The sequence below is a fragment of the Streptomyces sp. NBC_00691 genome (assembly GCF_036226665.1).
In the GTDB taxonomy this organism is placed as follows: domain Bacteria; phylum Actinomycetota; class Actinomycetes; order Streptomycetales; family Streptomycetaceae; genus Streptomyces.
In genome coordinates this window covers 6,720,753-6,740,609 of sequence record NZ_CP109007.1, presented here as the reverse complement: position 1 = coordinate 6,740,609, position 19,857 = coordinate 6,720,753, and the positions used below count along the sequence as shown (strand labels likewise).

Genomic DNA, 19,857 nt, shown 5'->3' with positions numbered 1-19,857 from the left:
GATGTTTCGGGAGCGTGAAGATCTTTTACGCTGGGGTCATGCGTGTACTGGTAGCGGGCGCCACGGGCGCCGTCGGTCGTCAGCTCGTGCCGCGCCTGGAGGCGTGCGGCCACGAGGTCGTGGGTCTGTCCCGGCGCGGGCCGGGCCCCGTGGACGTGCTGGACGCCGGGGCGGTGCGCCGGGCGGTGGCCGAGGCGGCGCCTGACGCGGTGGTCCACCAGCTCACCGATCTGGGCGCGGCGGACGGGGCCGCGAACAACCGCGTACGGGTCGAGGGCACCCGGAACCTGGTGGACGCGGCGATCGGGGCCGGTGTCCGCCGGGTCGTCGCGCAATCGATCAGCTGGGCGTACGCCCCCGGCGACGGACCCGCCGACGAGTCCGTCCCCCTCGACCCGACGGACGAGGCTCCCCGCTCGCGGATCGTCGCCGGGGTGCGGGCCCTGGAGGAGACGGTTGCCGAGCTCCCCGAGGCGGTCGTGCTGCGGTACGGGATCCTGTACGGCCCCGGCACCTGGTACGCCCCGGGCGGCGCGGTGGCCGCCGCGCTCGCCGGGGCCCCGGGGGCCCGGTTCCTCGGGAGCACCGCGGCCGACGACGCGGTGAGCTCCTTCGTGCACGTCGCCGATGCCGCCGAGGCGGCCGTACGGGCTCTCGGCTGGCCCTCCGGCGCGTACAACGTGGTGGACGACGAGCCCGCACCCGGCCACGCCTGGCTGCCGGTGCTCGCGGAGGCCTTGAGGGTCCCGGCACCGGCGCGGAGCGAGGGCGGGGCGCCCTGGGCCCGGGGCGCGGTGAACGCCCGGGCCCGTGCGCTGGGCTGGGACCCGGCCCGCCCGTCCTGGCGGACGGGCTTCGCGGACCGGGACCCTGGCTGAACCGGACGCCCCGGCTGACCCGGCCGACCCGCTACGGGGTGTACGACTTCGCGGCGTCCGCGACGAAGGGCTGCCGGACGGTGCGCATGCCGCCGGTGACCTTCTTGTCGGGCTGGATGATGACGGACTCCCGGGACGACGGGGCCTTGGGGTCGCCGAGGTTGTGGCTCATCCCGAAGCCGGCGTCGTAGGACGTCAGCGTCAGGAGCGCCTTGTCGACGCCGTCACGCGTGAGGTCCTTGTTCTCGCAGGCCTTCTTCAGGGCTTCGCCGAAGACGCTCGCCGCGGTCCAGCCGGCGACGATGCCGTTGTCGAGGGAGTCGCTCGGGTAGGCGGCCCTGTAGTCCGCGACGAGCTTCTTCGCGGTCGGGGTGTCCGCGCCGATGGGCAGGCTCGGGGAGGCGAACCAGTACATCTTCTCCAGGGCGGGACCGGCCTGGGTGCCGAGCAGCTGCGGCGCGAAGGCGGAGTTGTTGCCGACGACGGGGACCTTGAGGCCGGTGGCGGCGGCGACGCCGACGAGCGAGGCGGCCTGGCGGGGGCCGGCACTGATGACGATGGCCTTGACCCCGGCCTGCTTGAGCGCCGCGACCTGTGCCGACATGTCGTTGTCGGTGGGCTTGATCTTCTGCTCGACGACGGTCAGCCCCGCCTTCTCCGCCGCGTACTTCGAGCCCTTGAGCGCGTTCTCGCCGTAGTCGCCCTCGAAGTAGACGTGGCCGAGCTTGTCGCCCGACTTCAGGCCCTTCTCCGTCACCAGGAAGTCGACGGCGTTGATGGTCTCGACGTCGTACGTGGCCCCCAGGACGCGGATGTACGGGGAGCCGAGCAGCGAGGCCGACCAGGCCTGCGGGAGGACAAGGCCCTTGTCCAGTCCGTCGACCTTGGGCTTGACGGCGGCGACGAACGGGGAGCCGATGAACTGGGTGTAGCCGACGACCTTCGGCTCCAGTTCGGTGTAGGCGGCGAGCGCCTTCTGCGGGTCGTAGCCGTGGTCGCGGACCGTCAGCTCCAGCTGTCGGCCGCAGATCCCGCCGGCGGCGTTGACCTGCTTCACGTACAGCTGCTGGGCCTGGGTGACGCTCTTGCCGAGGGTGGCGTACACGCCGGTCATGTCAGTGAGCGCGCCGAGCGAGATCGTCTTGTCGGTGACGCCCTCGCCGGTCCTCACCCCGCCCGCGCCGGTCTGCTTGCCGTCTCCGGTCTTCGCCTTGGAGCTGCATCCGGCGGCGGTGAGGGCGACCAGTGCGGCGAGCGCGGCGGCCAGGCCCCGCACGGCCTGTCGTCTGTGGTTCATCGTGACTCCCCTGAGGGTTCGGTGGTGGTCGGGGTGGGCGTGGGGTTCTTGGGGCTCTTGCCGCTTCCGGGTCCTCCGGGCCTGCGGGCGGCGAGCCGGGCCAGGCCTCCGGGCAGGAACAGGACCACCGCGACGACGGCGGCGCCGTACAGGTAGCGGGCGGCCTCCCCCGGTGCGATGCCGCCCGTTCCCGGGGCGGAGACCAGCGGGAGCGCATCGCTGTAGCGGTTGAGGAGCTGGGGCAGGAGCGAGACGAAGACGCCTCCGGCAACCGCTCCCGCGACCGAGCCGAGACCGCCGATGACGATCATGGCGAGGTATTCCAGGGAGAGCGCCATGCCGAAGTACTCCGGCACCGTGCGCTGGAAGACCAGGGCGAGCAGGACGCCGGCGAGACCCGCGTACATGGAGGACAGCACGAAGACGGCGGCGCGGTACCGGGCGACCGGGATGCCCATGACGCCGGCGGCGATCCGGTGGTCGCGGATGGCGTTCATCGCCCGTCCGGGGCGGCCCCGGAGAACGCCGCGGGCGAAGACCACCCCGCCGAGGAGCAGGATCAGACCGAGGTACCAGAGCTTCTCCACCGCGCCGAACGGCACCTGCGCGACGAGGAGTTCGGTGTCGTCGAAGGTGAGCCCGAAGAGCGAGAGCGGCGGGACCGCGCGGCCGTTGTAGCCGCCCGTGAGGTCATGGGCGTTGAAGAGGACGTGCTGGCCGATGAAGATCAGCGCGAGGGTGGCGATGCCGAGGTAGGCGCCCCGCAGCCGTCCCGCGATGGGGCTGAACACCCCGCCGGCCAGGCCCGAGAGGGCGACGGCGAGGACGGCGGCGAGCCAGCCGGGCAGGCCGAGTCCGGCGAGTCCGTCGCCGCCGTCCCCGGCGAAGGCGCAGTATCCGTAGGCGCCGACGGCGAGGAAGAAGGCGTGCCCCATGGAGAGCTGCCCGGTGGCGCCGGTCAGCAGGTTGATGCCGATCGCGCCGAGGGCGGCGGCCATCGCGAACAGGCCGGCCTGGAGCCAGAACTTGTCCAGGTAGAACGGCAGGACCAGGAGGACGAGGCAGGCGGCGGCCCCTCCGTACACCGCGGGACTGCCGACCCGGAGGCCGCTCCGTGCGAGGGTCTCAGACACGGGCGAGCTCCTTCGTGCCGAAGAGTCCGGCCGGGCGGATCAGGAGCACCGCGACCATGACGAGATACGGGGCCAGGTCGCCGATCCCCCGGCCGAGGAACGCCAGGTCGCCCTGGTAGCCGGTGGCGAGGGACTCGGTGACGCCGACGAGGAGGCCGCCGACGAGGGCGCCCGTGGTGGAGTCGAGGCCGCCGAGGATGGCGGCGGGGAAGGCCTTGAGCGCGGCGAGCGAGGTGGCTCGTTCGAGACCCGGGGTCGGGAAGACGGTGAGGAAGAGCGCGGCGACGGCGGCGAGACCGCCCGCGACCGCCCAGGCACCGATCGAGACCCGGCCGAGCCGGATGCCCATGAGGGCGGCGGTCTCCTGGTTCTCGGCGGCGGCACGCATGGCGACGCCCCAGGAGGTGTACCGGAAGGCGAGCAGGAAGGCGGTGATCAGGAGGGCCGCCGCGAGCAGCGCGGCGATCCGGGTCTCCGCGATGGTGACCCCTCCGACGGTGACGACGGCGTCCCCCCAGGGGTCGCCCAGGGCGAGGATGTCGGTGCCGATCCGGCGGGTCAGCTCGGTGGCGAGCAGGATGTCGACACCGATGGTGACGATGGCGAGGACGCTGTGATCGGCGCCCCGGTGGCGGCGCATCACGAAGAACTCGACGGCCGCGCCGACCACGGCCGCGCCCGCGATGCCGGCGAGCAGGGCCGGCCAGAAGCCGATCTCGTCGTGGAGGACGGCCGTGACATAGCCGCCGGCCAGCAGCAGCGAGGCATGGGCGAAGTTGACGACCTCGGTGGCCCGGAAGATGACCACGAAGCCGAGGGCGATGAGGGCGTAGATCGAGCCCAGTGAGATGCCGTTGATCAGGAACTCGGCGAAGGTGCTCACGCGGCGGACTCCTCTCCGAGGTAGGCGCGGACGACAGCCGGGTCGTTCTGGACGTCGGTGGGGGCCCCGTCGGCGATCCGGCGGCCGAAGTCGAGGACGGTGACGGAGTCGGCGAGCCGCATCACCAGGCCCATGTCGTGCTCCACCAGGAGCACCGAGATGCCGAGGCTGTCGCGGACACCGGCGATGACCGAGGCGGTACGGCGCCGCTCGTCGGCGGTCATCCCGGCCACGGGCTCGTCGAGGAGCAGCAGCTTCGGCTCCATGCAGAGGGCACGGGCCAGTTCGGCGAGCTTCTGCTGCCCGTACGGGAGCGAGCCCGCCGGCCGGGCGAGCTGCTGCTCCAGCCCGACGAAGGCGGCGATCTCCCGGACCCGGGCGCGATGCCTCGCCTCCTCGCGGGCGGCGGAGGGCAGGCGGAGTCCGGCGGCGACGAAGCCGGTGCGGGTCAGCCGGTGGCGGCCCAGCATCAGGCTGTCCTCGACGGTGGCGCGGGGCGGCAGGGCCAGGTTCTGGAAGATCCGGCCGACACCGAGGTCCGCGATCCGGTGCGGGGGCAGGGCGGTCAGCTCGTGCGGACCGAGGCGGACGGAGCCCTCGGTGGCGCGGTAGACGCCCGAGAGGACGTTGAAGCAGGTGGACTTCCCGGCGCCGTTGGGCCCGATGAGGGCGTGCACGGTGCCGGGCCGGACGGTGAAGCCGACGGCGTCGAGCGCGGTGAGGCCGGCGAAGCGGACGGTGAGGTCGCGGACCTCGAGCGCGGGGACGTCGGGGGCTGCGGGTGGCGGGGTACCGGGTGGTGTCGCGGGCCCGGGCGGCGAGGGCGGTGTCGGCCGTGCTGTCATCGGGCTTCCTCCCAGCGGGACAGGACCGGGTGGGTGGCACGGGCGCGGGCCGCGTCGGCGGCGGCGTCCTCGTCGACCACGCCCAGATAGCGGCGGCGCACCTCGTCGGATGCGGCCAGTTCGGCGGCCGGGCCGGAGAGGGTGACCTCGCCGACCTCCAGGACGTACGCGCGGGAGGCGAGCCGCAGGGCCAGCGCCGCGTTCTGCTCGACGAGCAGCACGGCGGTGCCCTGCGCGTTGATCTCCCGTACGGCGTCCGCGATGCGGGCCGCCATCAGCGGGGCGAGACCGAGCGAGGGCTCGTCGAGCAGGAGCAGGCCCGGCGCGGCCATCAGGGCGCGCCCGACGGCCAGCATCTGCTGTTCGCCTCCGGAGAGCAGCCCGGCGGGCTGACGGGTCCGTTCGGCGAGCACCGGGAAGAGTTCGTGGACCCGCCGGAGGGAGGCGGCCTTGGCCGTCCGTCCGCCGCGGCTGCCGAGCGCCCCGGCGCGCAGGTTGTCCTCCACCGTCATCCGGGCGAAGACCTGTCGGCCCTCGGGCACCTGGGAGACGCCGGCCGCGACGACGCGGTCGGGTGGCAGCCCGTCGATCGGCCGGCCGTCACGGCGCACCGTGCCCGAGACCACGGCACCGCCATGGAACCGGAGCGTGCGCGAAACCGCCCGCAGCAGCGTCGACTTGCCGGCCCCGTTGGCCCCGAGGACGGTGACGACCTCACCCGCCGGCACGGTCAGCGACACCTGTCGCAACGCGTGGACCGGTCCGTATCCCGCCGTCAGGTCCGTCACCTCGAGGGCGGGTGCGGTACCTCCCATGGTTCCCCTTTTCCGGTTTTCCCGGCCGCTTCTTGTTACTCGGCCGTTCGATGGCGCTCACCCCAACACCGGGCCGGACCGCGCGTCCACGGCCCGCGGCCGAATCGCTGCCGGTGACCAGCGGGCGCGCCGAAGGGCTGTGCATGCGCACAACGCTGCGCGTCAGGGCTGTGCGGAGGGGGCCGGGGCGGTGGATCCTCCCGGCATGGGACGGCGCAGACGGCGGACCGGTGACGACTGGAAGGTGCTCGCGCATGCGTGCACGGCGCTTCTCGGGCGGGTGCCGGAGCTGGTGGACGAGCATCTGAGGGAACTCCACGCGTACGAGCCCGCCTACGGGCGGATCCTCCCGTACGACCAGCACTGGCAGGAGGCCGAGGAGGCCATACGCATCGGCATCGAGATGATCTCGGCGCCCCGGAGCTCACCCCGGCGGGACCTGGAGCACGCGGACGAGATGGGCCGGCGGCGGGCCGCGCAGGGCATGCCGCTCGAACTGGTCGTCCACGCCTACCGGCACGCCGGGCATCTCGTCTGGGACGCGCTGATCGAGGGCGCGGGCACGGACACCGCGCAGCTGGCGGCGCTGATGCAGTCGGCGACGACGGTGTGGTCGGCGGTGGACGCGCAGGCCGACACGGCCTCGGAGGCGTACCGGACGACGGAGCTCGAACTGCGTCGCCGCACGGACGAGCAGCTGCAGGCCCTCCTCGACGCGCTGCTCCAGGGACAACGCGCGCCGGAGCTGGTGGCACGGGCGGCGGCGGGCCTGGACCTGCCGGAGCAGGGGCGGTACGCGGTGGTCGTGCTGCGCTACGACCGGCGGGAGGAGCGGGAGCTGTTCCACCGGCAGGTGCAGGGCGAGGGTGTGCGGTTCCTGTGGCGGATGGGGGCCGACTGTGAGCTGGGGGTGGTGGCGCTCGCCGGGGACACCGGTCTGGACGCGCTGTCGGAACTCCTCGACGGGCGGTGCCCCGGTCCCGGCGGGATCAGCCCGGTGGTGGTGGGCCTGACCGAGCTGGGCCGGGCGCGGCGGCTCGCCGAGCTGGCGCTGCGGACGTGCCCGCCGGGGAGCCGCGAGATCGTACGGCTCGACCGGCGGATGGCGGGCGCGCTGGTGGTGGCCCAGCCGGAGGTGGCGAGCCTGCTGGTCTCGGACGTCCTGGGCGGCCTGCTGGAACTGGATCCGGCGGACCGGGCGGTGCTCCTGGAGACGCTGGACGCGTGGCTGGAGTGCGAGGGGTCGGCGGGGCGGGCGGCGGGACGGCTGTACTGCCACCGGAACACGGTCTTCAACCGTCTGCGGCGCCTGGAACAACTGACGGCACGGTCGCTGTCCCGCCCGCGGGACCTCACGGAGATGACCCTGGCGCTGGACGCCTTCCGCCTGACGTCTCCGGGGTAGCGGTCCGACGTCTCGGGGGTGGCGGCGCCACCGGCGGGGTCCAGGCCTCCTGCGCTCTGACCCGTACCCCTGCGCACCGAGCCGGGGGTACGGGTCGAGCCACGGGCGGCGGGGGCGCCGCCGAGCGCGGGGCTACTTCAGGAAGTCCCGGGCGATGGTCGCCGCCACGTCCTCCAGCAGCGGGCCCGCGTTCGCCATGGATGTCGCCGGGTCCGGCTCCAGCGCCGAGAGCGCGTACGCGCGGCGGATCCCCGCCGTGCCGAGCGCCTCCGGCGGGAGCGCCAGGCGGCCGCAGACCGCGACGACTTCCTTGCCGGCGGCGCGCGCCGCGGCCGCGACGCCCGCCGGGGCCTTGCCGTGGAGGGTCTGCTCGTCGAGGGAGCCCTCGCCGGTGATGACCAGGGTCGCGCGCTCCAGGGCGGGCGCGAAGCCGAGGACCTCCAGCATCAGCTCGATGCCGGGCCGGAAGCTCGCGCCGAGGATGAGCGCGCCGTAGCCGATGCCGCCCGCGCCACCCGCGCCGGGGGCGACGGCCGCCTCGGCCGCCTTGGGGCCGACGGCCTTCTCCAGGACGGTGGCGAAGTGGGCGAGGGCCGCGTCCAGGGTCCGGACGTCGTCGGGCGTGGCGCCCTTCTGCGGCCCGTAGACGGCGGGGGCGCCCTTGGGTCCGGTGAGCGGGTTGTCGACGTCGCTCGCGAGGATCAGGTCGACCGAGGCGAAGCGGGGGTCGAGGCCGGTGAGGTCGGCGGTGGCGAGGTCGGCGAGGGCCGCACCGCCGGGGCCGACGGGCGCGCCGGACGCGTCGAGGAAGCGGGCGCCGAGCGCGGCGAGCATGCCGGCGCCGCCGTCGGTGGTGGCGCTGCCGCCGACGCCGAAGACGACGGTGGTCGCGCCGGCGTCGAGCGCCGCGCGGAGGAGCTCACCGGAGCCGTAGGTGGTCGCGGTCAGCGGGGCGAACACGCCGGCCGGGAGGAGCTGGAGCCCGGAGGCCTCGGCCATCTCGACGACCGCGGTGCTGTCGCGCAACGCGTACGCGGCCGTGACCTGCTCGCCGAGCGGCCCCGTCACCAGGACCTCGCGGCGTTCGAATCCGGCCGCGACGGCCGCGGCGACGGTGCCGTCGCCGCCGTCCGCGACGGGCAGGGTCTCCACCGTGAGCTCCGGGATCACCCGTCGCAGTCCTGCTGTGACCCGCTCCGCGACCTGCACGGCCGTGAGCGAGCCCTTGAACTTGTCGGCCGCCACGAGCACGTGAGCGACCTGAGTTGCTGCCCCGTCCGTCACCTTGCATCCCTTGCTTTCGAACGTGCAGTCGCGCCGAGGCCGACCCTATCCGTACCGCCGGACGGCGTGCCACCCCCGGATCGGCGGATATTTCGCACCATAGTGGGGTCACATGAGCACGGAACCCCACGAACAGGCCCTTCAGGAGCAGCCCAGGCCCGACGCCAGGGTCATCGGGATCGGGATGGCCGCGGTCGTGGCCGTCGTCGCCTGGGCGGCCCTCGGCGAGGACTCCTTCGACCATGCCTCGTCCTCGGCCCTGCGATGGGTGCTCGACAACTTCGCCTGGCTGTTCGTGGTGGCCGCGGACACGTTCCTGGTGCTGTGCGTGGTGATCGCGCTGAGCCGGTTCGGCCGGATCCGGCTGGGGGCGGACGACTCGGAGCCCGAGTTCACGAACGTGGCGTGGATCGCGATGATGTTCAGCGCGGGCATGGGCATCGGCCTGATGTTCTACGGGGTCGGGGAGCCGCTCACGCACTTCCTGGCCCCTCCCCCGGCGACCGGAGTCCCGGCGGGTACCGGTCCCGCCGCCCGTACGGCCCTGGAGTACTCGTTCTTCCACTGGACGCTGACCCCGTGGGCGATCTACGGCATCGCCGGCCTCGCCCTCGCGTACGCGGGTTTCCGCAAGGGCCGCGGCAACCGGCTGAGCTCAGCCTTCGTGCCGCTGATCGGGTCCCGTCGGGCGGATTCCTGGCAGGGCAAGGCGATCGATCTGCTCGCGGTGTTCGCGACGGTGTTCGGCACGGCGACGAGCCTCGGGCTCGGCGCGCTGCAGGTCTCCGAGGGACTGAACCTGACGATGGGCGTGGAGAACTCCACCGCCACCCAGCTGATCGTCATCGTGTCGCTCTCGGGGGCCTTCGTCCTGTCGGCCTTCTCGGGCCTCCACAAGGGCGTGAAGTGGCTGTCCACGATCAACATCGTCCTCGCGGGCTGTCTGATGCTGTTCGTCTTCCTGCTCGGCCCGACCGTCTACATCCTGGACACCATCCCGGCCTCGGTCGGCGGCTATCTGCACGAGCTGCTGCCGATGGCGAGCCGCACGGGCGCGTTCACCGACCGCAAGTGGCTCGGGGCGTGGACGATCTTCTACTGGGCGTGGTGGCTGTCCTGGGCGCCGTTCGTGGGCACCTTCATCGCCCGGATCTCGCGTGGCCGCACGATCCGGGAGTTCCTGGTGGGCGTGCTGCTCGTGCCCTCCGGGGCGACGGTGGTCTGGTTCTGCGTGATGGGGGGTACGGCGATCCGGCTGGAGTCCACCGGCGCGGCCGACCTGGCGACGACGATGAAGGACGGGGCGGAGGCCTCGCTGTTCGCGATGCTGGAGGCGCTGCCGATCGGCACGGTCACCTCGGTCGTGGCGATGCTCCTGGTGATGACGTACTTCATCACCAGCGCGGACTCGGCCTCGCTGGTGATGGGATCGCTGACGAGCCGGGGCTCGCTGAACCCGCCGACCTGGCTGGTGGTGAGCTGGGGCGTCCTGATGGCCGCCGTGGCGGCGGTGCTGCTCGTCGTGGGCGGCCTGAGCTCGCTCCAGACGGCGACGATCCTGGTGGCGCTGCCGTTCGTGGTGGTGATGCTGGTGCTGTGCTGGGCGCTCCTGAGGGAACTGCGTGAGGACCCCGGCGCGGGCCCGGCCCGGCACCACGCCCTGCACGGTCTGCGGGACGCGGTGCGGACGCTGGTCGGCGAGGCGATGACGGAGCGGGGCGGCGACCCCCACCACCGGCTCCGCCGGGCGGCGAAGGGGCGCGCGGACACGGATCCGCCGGAGGGTACCGGTACCCCGCGGAGCTGACCGGGCGCAGCTCCGGGGCAGGGTGCGTACCGCGGTCCTCGCTTCGACGGGGCCGGGAACGCGGGCCGGTTCGGCGGGCGGTGCGGTCGGCCGCGTCCGCCCGGCCCCGGTCAGCCCTGGGGCGGTTCCGGCTGGACGGCCTCGCCGGTGCGGCCGGCCTCGTCGCGGCTGACGGCCCGGGCCTCCGTGCGGTGGCCGCGGGCGATGTAGTCGCGGACCACCGCCTCGACGGCGTCCTGGGGGTTGCCGATGCCGGCCAGGACCATGACTTCCACGACGAGTTCGGCGTCGAGCGCGATGTTCACCTTGGCCATGGCGGGAACCTAGCACCGGGAAACCCGTTCGCGGGGGCGGATTCCCGTGCCTAGGGTCGTCGTATGACGATGGTCGCGATTCTCAGCGGAGCCGGTATCTCGACCGACTCGGGCATACCCGACTACCGGGGTCCGAACGGTGTGTGGCGGCAGGACCCCGAGGCCGAGCGGCTCGTGACCTACGGGCCGTACATGGCCGATCCGGAGATCCGCCGCCGCTCGTGGCGCATGCGGCTCGACGGTCCGGTCCTGGGCGCCGAGCCGAACGTGGCGCATCACGCCATCGCGGCGTACGAGCGGACCAGTGGCCACGCGCTGCGGGTGATCACGCAGAACGTGGACGGCCTGCACCAGGCCGCCGGGGTGTCCGCGCGGAAGGTCCTCGAACTCCACGGCTCGGCACGGTCGGTGGTGTGCACGGCCTGCCACGCGCGCTCGACGATGGCGGAGGCGCTCGGCCGGGTACGGGTCGGTGAGGACGATCCGGCGTGCCGGATGTGCGGCGGAATCCTGAAGTCGGCGACGGTGATGTTCGGGCAGCGCCTCGATCCAGGGGTCCTCGGCCAGGCGATGTCGATCGCCAAGGCCGCCCAGGTGTTCGTCGCGGTCGGCAGCAGCCTCCAGGTCCAGCCCGCCGCGTCCCTCGCGGGGATCGCGGCCGAGCACGGCGCCCGGCTGATCATCGTGAACGCCGAGCCCACCCCGTACGACCCCGTCGCCGACGAGGTCGTGCGCGAGCCGATCGGCACGGCGCTGCCCGAGCTGCTCGACCGGCTCCGCTAGGTCGGGTCCGGGCTGCGGCGCCACGGGCCGGGCGGGACTCTCCGGACAGGTTCTAGAAGAGGGCGGCCGGTTCCGCCGTGCCCGACTCGAAGGCGAGCAGCCGCTGCTTGCGGTCCAGGCCGCCGCCGTAGCCGGTGAGGCCGCCGCCCGCTCCGACCACCCGGTGGCAGGGGACGATGATGCTGACGGGGTTCTTGCCGTTGGCGAGACCCACCGCCCGGGAGGCGCCGGGGTTTCCCAGTTCCTCGGCGAGTTCCCCGTACGTCCGGGTCTCCCCGTACGGGATGCGCAGCAGCGCCTCCCAGACCCGCAGCTGGAACGGGGTGCCGATCAGGTTCAGGGGCAGCTCGAACGAGGTCAGTTCGCCCGCGAAGTAGGCGTCGAGCTGGCGGATCGCCGCTCCGAAGGGGCGCGGGTCGGGCTCGCCGAAGGTCTCCTCGGGCGGGCGGTGGCGCTGGCCGGTCATGTGGACGCGGCTGAGGACGCCGTCGACGGCGACGAGGGTCAGCGGGTCGTACGGGCTGTCCACGACGGTGTGCTGGATGGCGGGCATGGGGGGGGTCCTCACGGTCCTTTACGCGGGCAGGTGGTTGATCGGGTGGTCGTCGGTCGCCCAGAGGTACTGGACGGCGTACGCGCGCCAGGGGCGCCAGTGCGCCGCGCGGGCGGTGAGGGCGGCCGGGGTGCCGGGCAGGCCGAGTCCCTCGGCGGCGCGGCGGACACCGAGGTCGCCGGGGAGGAAGGCGTCCGGGTCGCCGAGGGCGCGCATGGCGATGATCTCGGTGGTCCAGGGGCCGAATCCGGGCAGGGCGAGCAGCCGGGCGCGGGTTTCCTCGCGGTCGTCGGCGGGGCCGAGGGTGAGGGAGCCGTCGGCGAGCGCGCGGACCAGGGTGAGCAGGGTGGTGCGGCGGCTGCGGGGCAGGGCCAGGGTCTCGGGGTCGAGGGCGGCGAGCGCCTCGGGGCCCGGGAAGAGGTGGGTGAGTCCGCCCTCGGGGTCGTCGACGGGGGTGCCGTGCGCGGTGACGAGCCGGGCGGCGTGGGTGCGGGCGGCGGCGGTGGAGACCTGCTGGCCGAGGACGGCCCGGACGGCGAACTCGGCGGGGTCGACGGTGCCCGGCACCCGGCGGCCGGGGGCGGCGTCGACGATGGGTGCCAGCCGCGGGTCGGCCCGCAGTCGCTCGTCGACGGCGACGGGGTCGGCGTCGAGGTCGAGAAGGCGCCGGCAGCGGCTGATGGCGTGGGTGAGGTCGCGGGGGTCGGTGAGGGCGAGCCGGCAGGCGATGTGGTCGGCGCGGGGCGCGAGGGCGACGATGCCGTGTCCGTACGGGAGGGCGAGGGTCCGGCGGTAGGCCCCGTCGCGCCACTCCTCCACGCCGGGGACGGCGGTCGCGGCGAGGTGGCCGAAGAGGTTGGAGGGTTCCAGAGGGGTGCGGAACGGCAGCCGGAGGCTGATCACCCCCGGAGTGGGCGCCCGGTCGGCGGCGGGGCGGGCGGCCCGGGCGCGGAGCTCGCCCGGGGTGAGGGCGAAGACCTCACGGACGGTGTCGTTGAAGGTGCGGATCGAGGCGAACCCGGCCGCGAAGGCGATCTCGCCGAGCGGCATCGGGGTCGTCTCGATGAGGACCCGGGCGGTCTGGGCGCGCTGGGCCCGGGCGAGGGCGAGCGGTCCCGCACCCAGCTCGGCGAGGAGCTGGCGTTCGATCTGGCGGGTGGACCAGCCGAGCCGCTTGGCGAGCCCGGGGACGCCTTCGCGGTCGACGACGCCGTCCTGGATGAGGCGTACGGCGCGGGCGACGGCATCGGCGCGGACGTTCCACTCGGGCGAGCCGGGGCTGGTGTCGGGCCGGCATCGCTTGCAGGCCCGGAATCCGGCGCGCTGGCAGGAGGCCGCGCTGGCGTGGAACTCCATGTTCTCGGGCTTGGGCGGGACGACGGGGCAGCTGGGCCGGCAGTAGATCCGGGTGGTGCGGACGGCGGTGAAGAACACGCCGTCGAAGCGGGCGTCCTTCGACCGGACGGCCCGTACGCAGCGCTCGGTGTCGGTGTGCATGAGTCCAGGATCGGGGACGGACGGCTCGCGGGCTGGCGAGAAAACGACATGGACGTCGCCGGGCCCGAGGTCCGGCCCCGATCGGGTAGCCCCCGGCGTGGCAGGGGACCCGGCCGGCCGCGAGGTCCCGGCGAGGTCAGACCACGACCGACCGGTAGTGGGTGGTCAGCCTGCCGTCGTCCCCCAGGACGTGGAACGCGAGCGCGGGCGGCTGGTCGAGGTGGATGTGCGCGTGGGTCACCGGGCGCTCCCAGGGGAGGCGGATCGAGGAGACGACCCCGGGCGCGACGAGCAGCGGCCGCCCGGCGAAGGTGGTGGCGGCGGCGGTGTGGACGTGGCCCGCGAGGAAGGCGGTCAGGTGCGGGTGGCGGTCGACGAGCGCGGCGAGCCGCTCCTCGCCGAACTGCCGGATCTCGTCCACGTACGGGGTGTGCAGCGGGACCGGCGGGTGGTGGAAGCCGACGAGCACGGGTACGTCTCGCGGGGTGACGTCGAGGACGCCGTCCAGCCACTCCAGGGTCTCGTCCTCCAGGTATCCGTCGTGCTTGCCGGGCACGGACGAGTCACAGAGGGCGATCACGAAGCCCTCGCCCCGGAGCACCTGGTTGACGGGGGCGTACGGGCGGGTCGCGGTCGACTCGGGGAGGAGGGCCGTCCGGAGGACGGCGCGGTCGTCGTGGTTCCCCGGGCAGAGGAGCAGCGGGTGGCGGGAGGTCAGCAGTCCCCGAGCGACGGCGTACTCCTCCGGGGTCGCGTGGTCGGCGATGTCACCGGTGACGATCACGGCCGCCAGGTCGTACGGCAGTTCCTCCAGGTAGCGCATGACCGCGCGGGTGCGGTCGGCGCTGCGCTGCTCCAGGTCGACATGGATGTCGCTGACATGAGCGATGACGATCACGTGGCTCGGTCCTCCGTCGGTCGGGCGGGCGGGTGCCCACCCGACCGTACGGTGATCGCGGTCCGTGCCGTAAGGCCGCTGCGCGACGGACGGCCCGCTCGCTCCGGGTAGGGCGGCGCGCTCGCCGGGTGCGGCGGCCCCGTTGCGGGCGGGTCCGCTACTCGAACCGTGTGGTGTCCCCCGCGCCGCGGCGCACCACCTCGGGCTCGCCGCTGGAGAAGTCGACGACGGTGGTGGGTTCGGTCCCGCAGTCGCCGGAGTCGAGGACCGCGTCGACGAGGTGGTCGAGCCGCTCCTTGATCTCCCAGCCCTGCGTCAGCGGCTCCGCCTCGTCGGGCAGCAGCAGGGTGCTGGAGAGCAGGGGTTCGCCGAGTTCGGCGAGGAGGGCCTGGGTGACGACGTGGTCGGGGATGCGGACGCCGACCGTCTTCTTCTTGGGGTGGAGGAGCGCCCGGGGCACCTCCTTCGTCGCGGGCAGGATGAAGGTGTACGGGCCGGGGGTCGCCGCCTTGACCGCGCGGAAGACGTCGTTGTCGATGTGCACGAGCTGGCCCAGCTGGGCGAAGTTCTGGCACATGAGCGTGAAGTGATGCCGGTCGTCGAGGTCGCGGATCGTCCGGATGCGGCTGATGCCGTCCTTGGATCCGAGTCGGCTGCCCAGCGCGTAGCAGGAGTCGGTCGGGTACGCGACGAGCGCACCGTTCCGGATGCTGTCGGCCACCGTGCCGATGGTGCGCGGCTGGGGGTTGTCGGGGTGCACGTCGAAGTACTTCGCCATGCGGGCAGTCTAATTTTCTCGGGCGGAGGCGCGCAGCAGACGCCAGACCGCCTTCGCCGCGTTGTGCCCGGACATGCCGTGCACGCCGGGCCCGGGCGGGGTCGCGGAGGAGCAGAGGAAGACCGCCGGGTGCGGGGTGGCGTAGGGGCGGAGCGAGAGCGTGGGGCGCAGCACGAGCTGGAGGCCGGTGGCGGCTCCGCAGGCGATGTCGCCGCCGATGTAGTTGGCGTTGCGCTCGGCGAGTTGGGGCGGTCCGGCGGTGGCGCGGGCCAGGACGCGGTCGCGGAAGCCGGGGGCGAAGCGCTCGATCTGGCGCTCGATCGCGTCGGTGAGGTCGCCCTGCCAGCCGTTCGGCACATGACCGTAGGCCCAGAACACGTGCTTGCCCGCGGGCGCGCGTGAGGGGTCGACGACGCTGGGCTGCGCGGTGATGAGGAAGGGCGCGTCGGGCGCGCTGCCGGTGGAGGCCTGGTGCAGGGCGGTGTCGATCTCGCCGGCGGTGGGGCCGATCTGCACGGTTCCGGCGCGCCGTGCCGCCTCCGCGGTCCAGGGGACGGGGCCGTCCAGGGCGTAGTCGATCTTGAAGGCGGCGGCGCCGTAGCGGTAGTGGTCGTAGTGGCCGCCGAAGCCGGCGATCCGCGCGAGGGCCGTGGGCGAGGTGTCGAACACGTAGGCGCGGGCGGGCGGCAGATCGTCGAGCCGCTTGACCTCGAAGTCGGTGTGGACGGCGCCGCCGAGGTCCTTGAGGTACGCGGTGAGGGCGTCGGAGATCGACTGCGAACCGCCCCGGGGCACGGGCCAGCCGCCGGCGTGGGCGGCGAGCGCGAAGACCAGGCCGACGGCGCCGGTGGCGAAGCCGCCGAGCGGGGCCATGACATGGGCGACCATCCCGGCGAACAGGCCGCGCGCCTTCTCGTCCTTGAAGCGGCGCATCAGCCAGGTGGACGGCGGCAGTCCGGCGAGGCCGAAGCGGGCCAGGGTCACCGGGTCGCGGGGCAGCCCGGTGAGCGGCAGCTGCATGAAGTCCCGGGCGAGGGTGTCCCACTTGCCGGCGAAGGGGGCGACGAGTCTGCGGTACGCGCCCGCGTCGCGCGGGCCCAAGGAGGCGGCGGTCTCGGCGACCGAGCGGGCGAGGACGGCGGCGGTGCCGTCGTCCCACGGGTGGGCCATGGGAAGTTCGGGGTGGAGCCACTCAAGTCCGTACCGCTTCAAGGGCATCGTCCCGAAGACCGGCGAGCCGGCCCCGAGGGGATGCACGGCGGAGCAGGGGTCGTGGCGGAAGCCCGGGAGGGTGAGCTCCTCGGTCCTGGCGCCCCCGCCGACGGTGGACTTCGCCTCGAAGACGGCCACGGAGAAGCCGCGGCGCGCCAGTTCGACGGCGGCGGTCAGTCCGTTGGGCCCCGCCCCCACGACGACGGCATCGAGCATCGACGTCACCTTCGACACCTTCGGACTCCTTCGTCAGCCGACGGCCAGGTCTCCCAGGATAGGCCGGTGGTTCCGGGGCCCTCATCGGCCCCTGAGGAGGCCGAGAATCCGGTTCGCGGTCGCCGCGTCCCGGGCCGCGGTGAACGGCAGCGCGTTCCCGCCGGTGATCCTGAACGGCTCGCCCGCGAGGGTGGTGTGCGTGCCGCCCGCCTCGGTGACGAGCAGCAGTCCGGCCGCGTGGTCCCACGCGTACTCCCAGGAGAAGGCGGTGGCCGCGAGCGCGCCGCGTGCGACGGCCAGGTACTCGAGCCCCGCGGAACCGCAGGGCCGGGGGGCGATCCCCTCGGCGACCAGGCCGAGCAGGGCGCGCTTCTGGTCCGGGGTGGTGTAGTCGGGGTGCGAGGTGGCGACCTCGAGGACCTCGCCGGGGGCGGGCGAACCGGCGTGCAGCGGGAGCCCGTTGAGCGTGGCGCCCCGGCCGCGCACGGCCACGGCGAACTCGTCGAGGGCGGGGGCGTACGTCCAGGAGGCGAGCAGTTCGCCGTGCCGGGCGAGCGCGACGAGGGTGCAGAAGCCGGGGTCGCCGTGGACGAACTGGCGGGTGCCGTCGACGGGGTCGACGATCCAGACGGGGGCGTCGCCGCGCAGGGCGTCGTAGACGGCGGGGTCGGCGTGGACCGCCTCCTCGCCGACCACCACCGAGCCGGGGAGCAGGGCGGTCAGGGACTCCGTGAGATGGGCCTCGGCTGCCCGGTCGGCGACGGTGACCAGGTCGTGCGGACCGTTCTTCTCGACGATGTCGTCGGCGGCGAGCTGCCGGAAGCGCGGCATGATCTCGGCGGCGGCCGCCTTGCGGACCGCCTCCTCCACCTCGGTCGTACGGCCGGCCAGGACAAGGTCAAGGAACTCTTCACTCATGCGTCCAGCTAAGCACGGGGCGCTGACAGGCGGACCGGCGGATTCGTCACCCTCTGTTTCCCCGGGGGGTACCCTTTGGCCGAGTTCACCCCTTACATGCAAGGAGGGTTCCGTGCACGGCGCGTTCCACGGTGAGTACAAGGTTCCCGGCGGGAAGCTGGTGGTCGTCGACCTCGACGCCGAGGACGGGGTCCTGCGGAACGTCCGGGTCGCGGGCGACTTCTTCCTCGAACCGGACGAGGCGATCCTGGCGATCGACCGGGCCCTGGAGGGCGCGCCGGTCGACACCGACGCCTCCGGGCTCGCCGCGCGGATCGAAGCGGCTCTGCCGCCGGGCACGCAGATGTTCGGGCTGACGGCGGAGGGCGTCGGGATCGCGGTCCGCCGGGCGCTCGCCCATGCCACGGACTGGACCGACTACGACTGGCAGCTGATCCACGAGCCGCCGCAGTCCCCCGCGCTGCACATGGCGCTCGACGAGGTGATCACGGCCGAGGTCGCCGCGGGCCACCGGCCGCCGACGCTGCGGGTCTGGGAGTGGGGCGCCCCCGCGGTGGTCATCGGCAGCTTCCAGTCCCTCCGCAACGAGGTCGACCCGGAAGCGGCCGAGCGGCACGGCATCCAGGTGGTGCGCCGGATCAGCGGCGGCGGGGCCATGTTCATCGAGCCGGGCAACACGATCACGTACTCGCTGTCCGTGCCCGATGCCCTCGTGCAGGGCCTGTCCTTCACCGACAGCTATGCCTACCTCGACGACTGGGTCCTCGGCGCGCTCGGCGACATGGGCATCCGGGCCTGGTACCAGCCCCTCAACGACATCGCCACGGACGCGGGCAAGATCGCGGGTGCGGCGCAGAAGCGGATGGTGACGGGCCAGGGGGCGGTCCTGCACCACGTGACGATGGCGTACGACATCGACGCCGACAAGATGACGGAGGTGCTGCGGATCGGCCGCGAGAAGCTCTCCGACAAGGGGACGAAGAGCGCGAAGAAGCGGGTGGACCCGCTGCGGCGTCAGACGGGCCTGCCGCGCGAGACGGTGATCGAGCGGATGATCGCCTCCTTCCGGAGCCGGTACGGCCTGTCGGAGGGCCATGTCACGGAGGACGAGCTGACACGGGCGAAGGCGCTCGCGGAGACCAAGTTCGGGACGGCGGAGTGGACGGGGCGGGTTCCGTAGCCGCGGAGCGGGGCGCCGGGGCGCTGCCCGGGCCCCCAGCCGTCCGGGGCCCGCGCCGTCCGGCTCCCGGACCGTCCGGGCCCCGCGCCGTCCGTGCCCCCGCCGTCCTGCCGGGCGCACTGCGTAGGGTGGCGTCATGCGCGTCGAGGGGCCGGGGAAGCCGGGGTTGCGGATGGAGTGCGCCGACGGGCGGCGCCTGGTGCTGATGCAGGGCACCACCCCGGTCCTCTTCGCCCGCCAGCGGGCCACCCACCGCGGCCTGCACTACGCGCGCACCGGCCGGTACGCCTCCCCGCTCGCCCCACTGCGGGCCGAACGGGCCCGTGCGGCGGCCGAGTTCGCGGCGCCGGGGTCGCCGGCGTGGCGGGAGCGCTGGGCCGCGCACGCGGAGGCGGAGTTGCGCGGGGCCGCCGGCGGCCCGCTCCACGCGGGCGAGTGGCTGCTGCTCCCGGACGTCCACCGGTGGTTCAACGCTGTCAACTGGCCCACGCTCCTCGCCCACGATCCGGACCGGGGGCATCTGACCTGGTTCGGATACGGGGATCCGCCGGAGGACGCGCGCGACCTGCTGCCGCTGCGGGCGCTGTCGGACCCCGGGGCGCCGCGGGTGAAGGCGTACCGCCGGCAGTACCGGGAGGGTGTCCTGCCTCCGGTGTTCGCCTGGTGGATCAGCGGGTTCCACTCCCCCGTGGTGCTCGACGGCCACGACCGCGTGACGGCGGCGCTCGCGGAGGGCGGGCGACCGGAGGTGCTGATCCTTTCGCGGGCGGTCGTGGACGCCACGTGGGTGGCGCGCCTCTCCGCCCGTCCTGTGGAGGAGTACGAGAAGCGGGTCGCCGCCCTGGAGGGGCCGCTCGCCGCGTCGCGGATCGCGCACCAGAGCCGCGGTCTCGCCGACGAACTGACCGCGATCATCAGCGGGTACGACCGCACCCGGGCCTGGCCCTTCCCCGGTGGTGCCCCGGCCTGGGACGCGGCCGCGGCGGCGCACGTCCCCGGCTGGGCCCCGGACGCCGACGGCTGACCCGCCGGGGGTGGCCGGGGTGCCACGCGCGGCCGGTCACGGCGGCGGGTCACCGGTCCGGCCCCGTCGGCAGGTGACCGTATCCGGCCCGCGTCGTTGAGCCCGTGCGGGCCGGAACGGCGTGCGGTGGACGTGCG

General features: G+C 73.8%; 19 protein-coding genes. 6 read left to right on the top strand and 13 right to left on the bottom strand.

Features of this window, described 5'->3' with window-relative positions:
• Positions 1-38: 38 nt before the first annotated feature.
• Positions 39-878, top strand: coding sequence for an NAD-dependent epimerase/dehydratase family protein (locus OG392_RS30245; RefSeq protein WP_329284664.1), 840 nt, complete (start codon positions 39-41; stop codon positions 876-878).
• Positions 879-909: 31 nt separating this feature from the next.
• On the opposite strand, the gene OG392_RS30240 is transcribed toward OG392_RS30245, so the two are convergent.
• Genes OG392_RS30240 through OG392_RS30220 form a run of 5 tightly spaced genes read right to left on the bottom strand, consistent with a single transcriptional unit; the run spans position 910 to position 5,851 of the window.
• Positions 910-2,175 carry an ABC transporter substrate-binding protein gene (locus OG392_RS30240; protein ID WP_329284662.1) on the bottom strand — a complete coding sequence of 422 codons (1,266 nt, stop codon included), beginning with the start codon at positions 2,173-2,175 and terminating at the stop codon, positions 910-912.
• Positions 2,172-3,308 (bottom strand): branched-chain amino acid ABC transporter permease, encoded by a 1,137-nt coding sequence (locus tag OG392_RS30235; protein ID WP_443054935.1) that lies wholly within the window; start codon positions 3,306-3,308, stop codon positions 2,172-2,174. The genes OG392_RS30240 and OG392_RS30235 overlap by 4 nt, the downstream gene beginning before the upstream one ends.
• Entirely contained in the window at positions 3,301-4,191 is an 891-nt protein-coding gene (locus OG392_RS30230) for a branched-chain amino acid ABC transporter permease (protein ID WP_329284660.1), read from the bottom strand. Before OG392_RS30230 ends, OG392_RS30235 begins: the two co-directional genes overlap by 8 nt.
• The gene (locus OG392_RS30225) at positions 4,188-5,036 is read right to left on the bottom strand and encodes an ABC transporter ATP-binding protein (RefSeq protein WP_329284657.1); all 849 of its coding nucleotides are present in this window, start codon (positions 5,034-5,036) and stop codon (positions 4,188-4,190) included. The genes OG392_RS30230 and OG392_RS30225 overlap by 4 nt, the downstream gene beginning before the upstream one ends.
• Positions 5,033-5,851, bottom strand: a complete 819-nt coding sequence (locus tag OG392_RS30220; RefSeq protein WP_329284656.1) for an ABC transporter ATP-binding protein — start codon at positions 5,849-5,851, stop codon at positions 5,033-5,035. The genes OG392_RS30225 and OG392_RS30220 overlap by 4 nt, the downstream gene beginning before the upstream one ends.
• Before the next feature lie 205 nt (positions 5,852-6,056).
• Between OG392_RS30220 and OG392_RS30215 the strand changes: the two genes are divergently transcribed.
• Positions 6,057-7,256 (top strand): PucR family transcriptional regulator, encoded by a 1,200-nt coding sequence (locus OG392_RS30215; RefSeq protein WP_329284655.1) that lies wholly within the window; start codon positions 6,057-6,059, stop codon positions 7,254-7,256.
• A gap of 132 nt (positions 7,257-7,388) precedes the next feature.
• Here the strand turns inward: OG392_RS30215 and OG392_RS30210 are convergent, their stop codons facing one another.
• Entirely contained in the window at positions 7,389-8,540 is a 1,152-nt protein-coding gene (locus OG392_RS30210) for a glycerate kinase (RefSeq protein WP_329284654.1), read from the bottom strand.
• A gap of 112 nt (positions 8,541-8,652) precedes the next feature.
• Between OG392_RS30210 and OG392_RS30205 the strand changes: the two genes are divergently transcribed.
• The gene (locus OG392_RS30205; RefSeq protein ID WP_329284652.1) at positions 8,653-10,347 is read left to right on the top strand and encodes a BCCT family transporter; all 1,695 of its coding nucleotides are present in this window, start codon (positions 8,653-8,655) and stop codon (positions 10,345-10,347) included.
• Between the two features lie 110 nt (positions 10,348-10,457).
• On the opposite strand, the gene OG392_RS30200 is transcribed toward OG392_RS30205, so the two are convergent.
• Positions 10,458-10,661, bottom strand: coding sequence for a type II toxin-antitoxin system VapB family antitoxin (locus OG392_RS30200; protein WP_329284649.1), 204 nt, complete (start codon positions 10,659-10,661; stop codon positions 10,458-10,460).
• Between the two features lie 63 nt (positions 10,662-10,724).
• On the opposite strand from OG392_RS30200, the gene OG392_RS30195 reads away from it, so the two are divergent.
• The gene (locus OG392_RS30195) at positions 10,725-11,444 is read left to right on the top strand and encodes an SIR2 family NAD-dependent protein deacylase (RefSeq protein WP_329284648.1); all 720 of its coding nucleotides are present in this window, start codon (positions 10,725-10,727) and stop codon (positions 11,442-11,444) included.
• A 52-nt stretch (positions 11,445-11,496) separates the two neighbouring features.
• Here the strand turns inward: OG392_RS30195 and OG392_RS30190 are convergent, their stop codons facing one another.
• The 6 genes from OG392_RS30190 to OG392_RS30165 all read right to left on the bottom strand — a co-directional run bounded on the left by OG392_RS30190 (position 11,497) and on the right by OG392_RS30165 (position 17,516).
• Positions 11,497-11,997 (bottom strand): methylated-DNA--[protein]-cysteine S-methyltransferase, encoded by a 501-nt coding sequence (locus OG392_RS30190; protein WP_329284647.1) that lies wholly within the window; start codon positions 11,995-11,997, stop codon positions 11,497-11,499.
• 21 nt (positions 11,998-12,018) lie between these two features.
• A complete protein-coding gene (locus OG392_RS30185) occupies positions 12,019-13,494 on the bottom strand; it encodes an AlkA N-terminal domain-containing protein (RefSeq protein ID WP_329284645.1) in 1,476 nt (491 codons plus the stop codon).
• 136 nt (positions 13,495-13,630) lie between these two features.
• Positions 13,631-14,392 carry a metallophosphoesterase gene (locus OG392_RS30180; RefSeq protein WP_329284643.1) on the bottom strand — a complete coding sequence of 254 codons (762 nt, stop codon included), beginning with the start codon at positions 14,390-14,392 and terminating at the stop codon, positions 13,631-13,633.
• A gap of 157 nt (positions 14,393-14,549) precedes the next feature.
• The gene (locus OG392_RS30175) at positions 14,550-15,170 is read right to left on the bottom strand and encodes an L-threonylcarbamoyladenylate synthase (protein WP_329284640.1); all 621 of its coding nucleotides are present in this window, start codon (positions 15,168-15,170) and stop codon (positions 14,550-14,552) included.
• 9 nt (positions 15,171-15,179) lie between these two features.
• Positions 15,180-16,607, bottom strand: a complete 1,428-nt coding sequence (locus tag OG392_RS30170; protein WP_329287545.1) for a phytoene desaturase family protein — start codon at positions 16,605-16,607, stop codon at positions 15,180-15,182.
• A 72-nt stretch (positions 16,608-16,679) separates the two neighbouring features.
• Positions 16,680-17,516 carry an inositol monophosphatase family protein gene (locus OG392_RS30165; protein ID WP_329284638.1) on the bottom strand — a complete coding sequence of 279 codons (837 nt, stop codon included), beginning with the start codon at positions 17,514-17,516 and terminating at the stop codon, positions 16,680-16,682.
• Between the two features lie 112 nt (positions 17,517-17,628).
• Between OG392_RS30165 and OG392_RS30160 the strand changes: the two genes are divergently transcribed.
• Positions 17,629-18,696 carry a lipoate--protein ligase family protein gene (locus tag OG392_RS30160; RefSeq protein ID WP_329284636.1) on the top strand — a complete coding sequence of 356 codons (1,068 nt, stop codon included), beginning with the start codon at positions 17,629-17,631 and terminating at the stop codon, positions 18,694-18,696.
• Between the two features lie 136 nt (positions 18,697-18,832).
• Positions 18,833-19,720, top strand: coding sequence for a hypothetical protein (locus OG392_RS30155; RefSeq protein WP_329284635.1), 888 nt, complete (start codon positions 18,833-18,835; stop codon positions 19,718-19,720).
• Positions 19,721-19,857 lie beyond the last annotated feature (137 nt).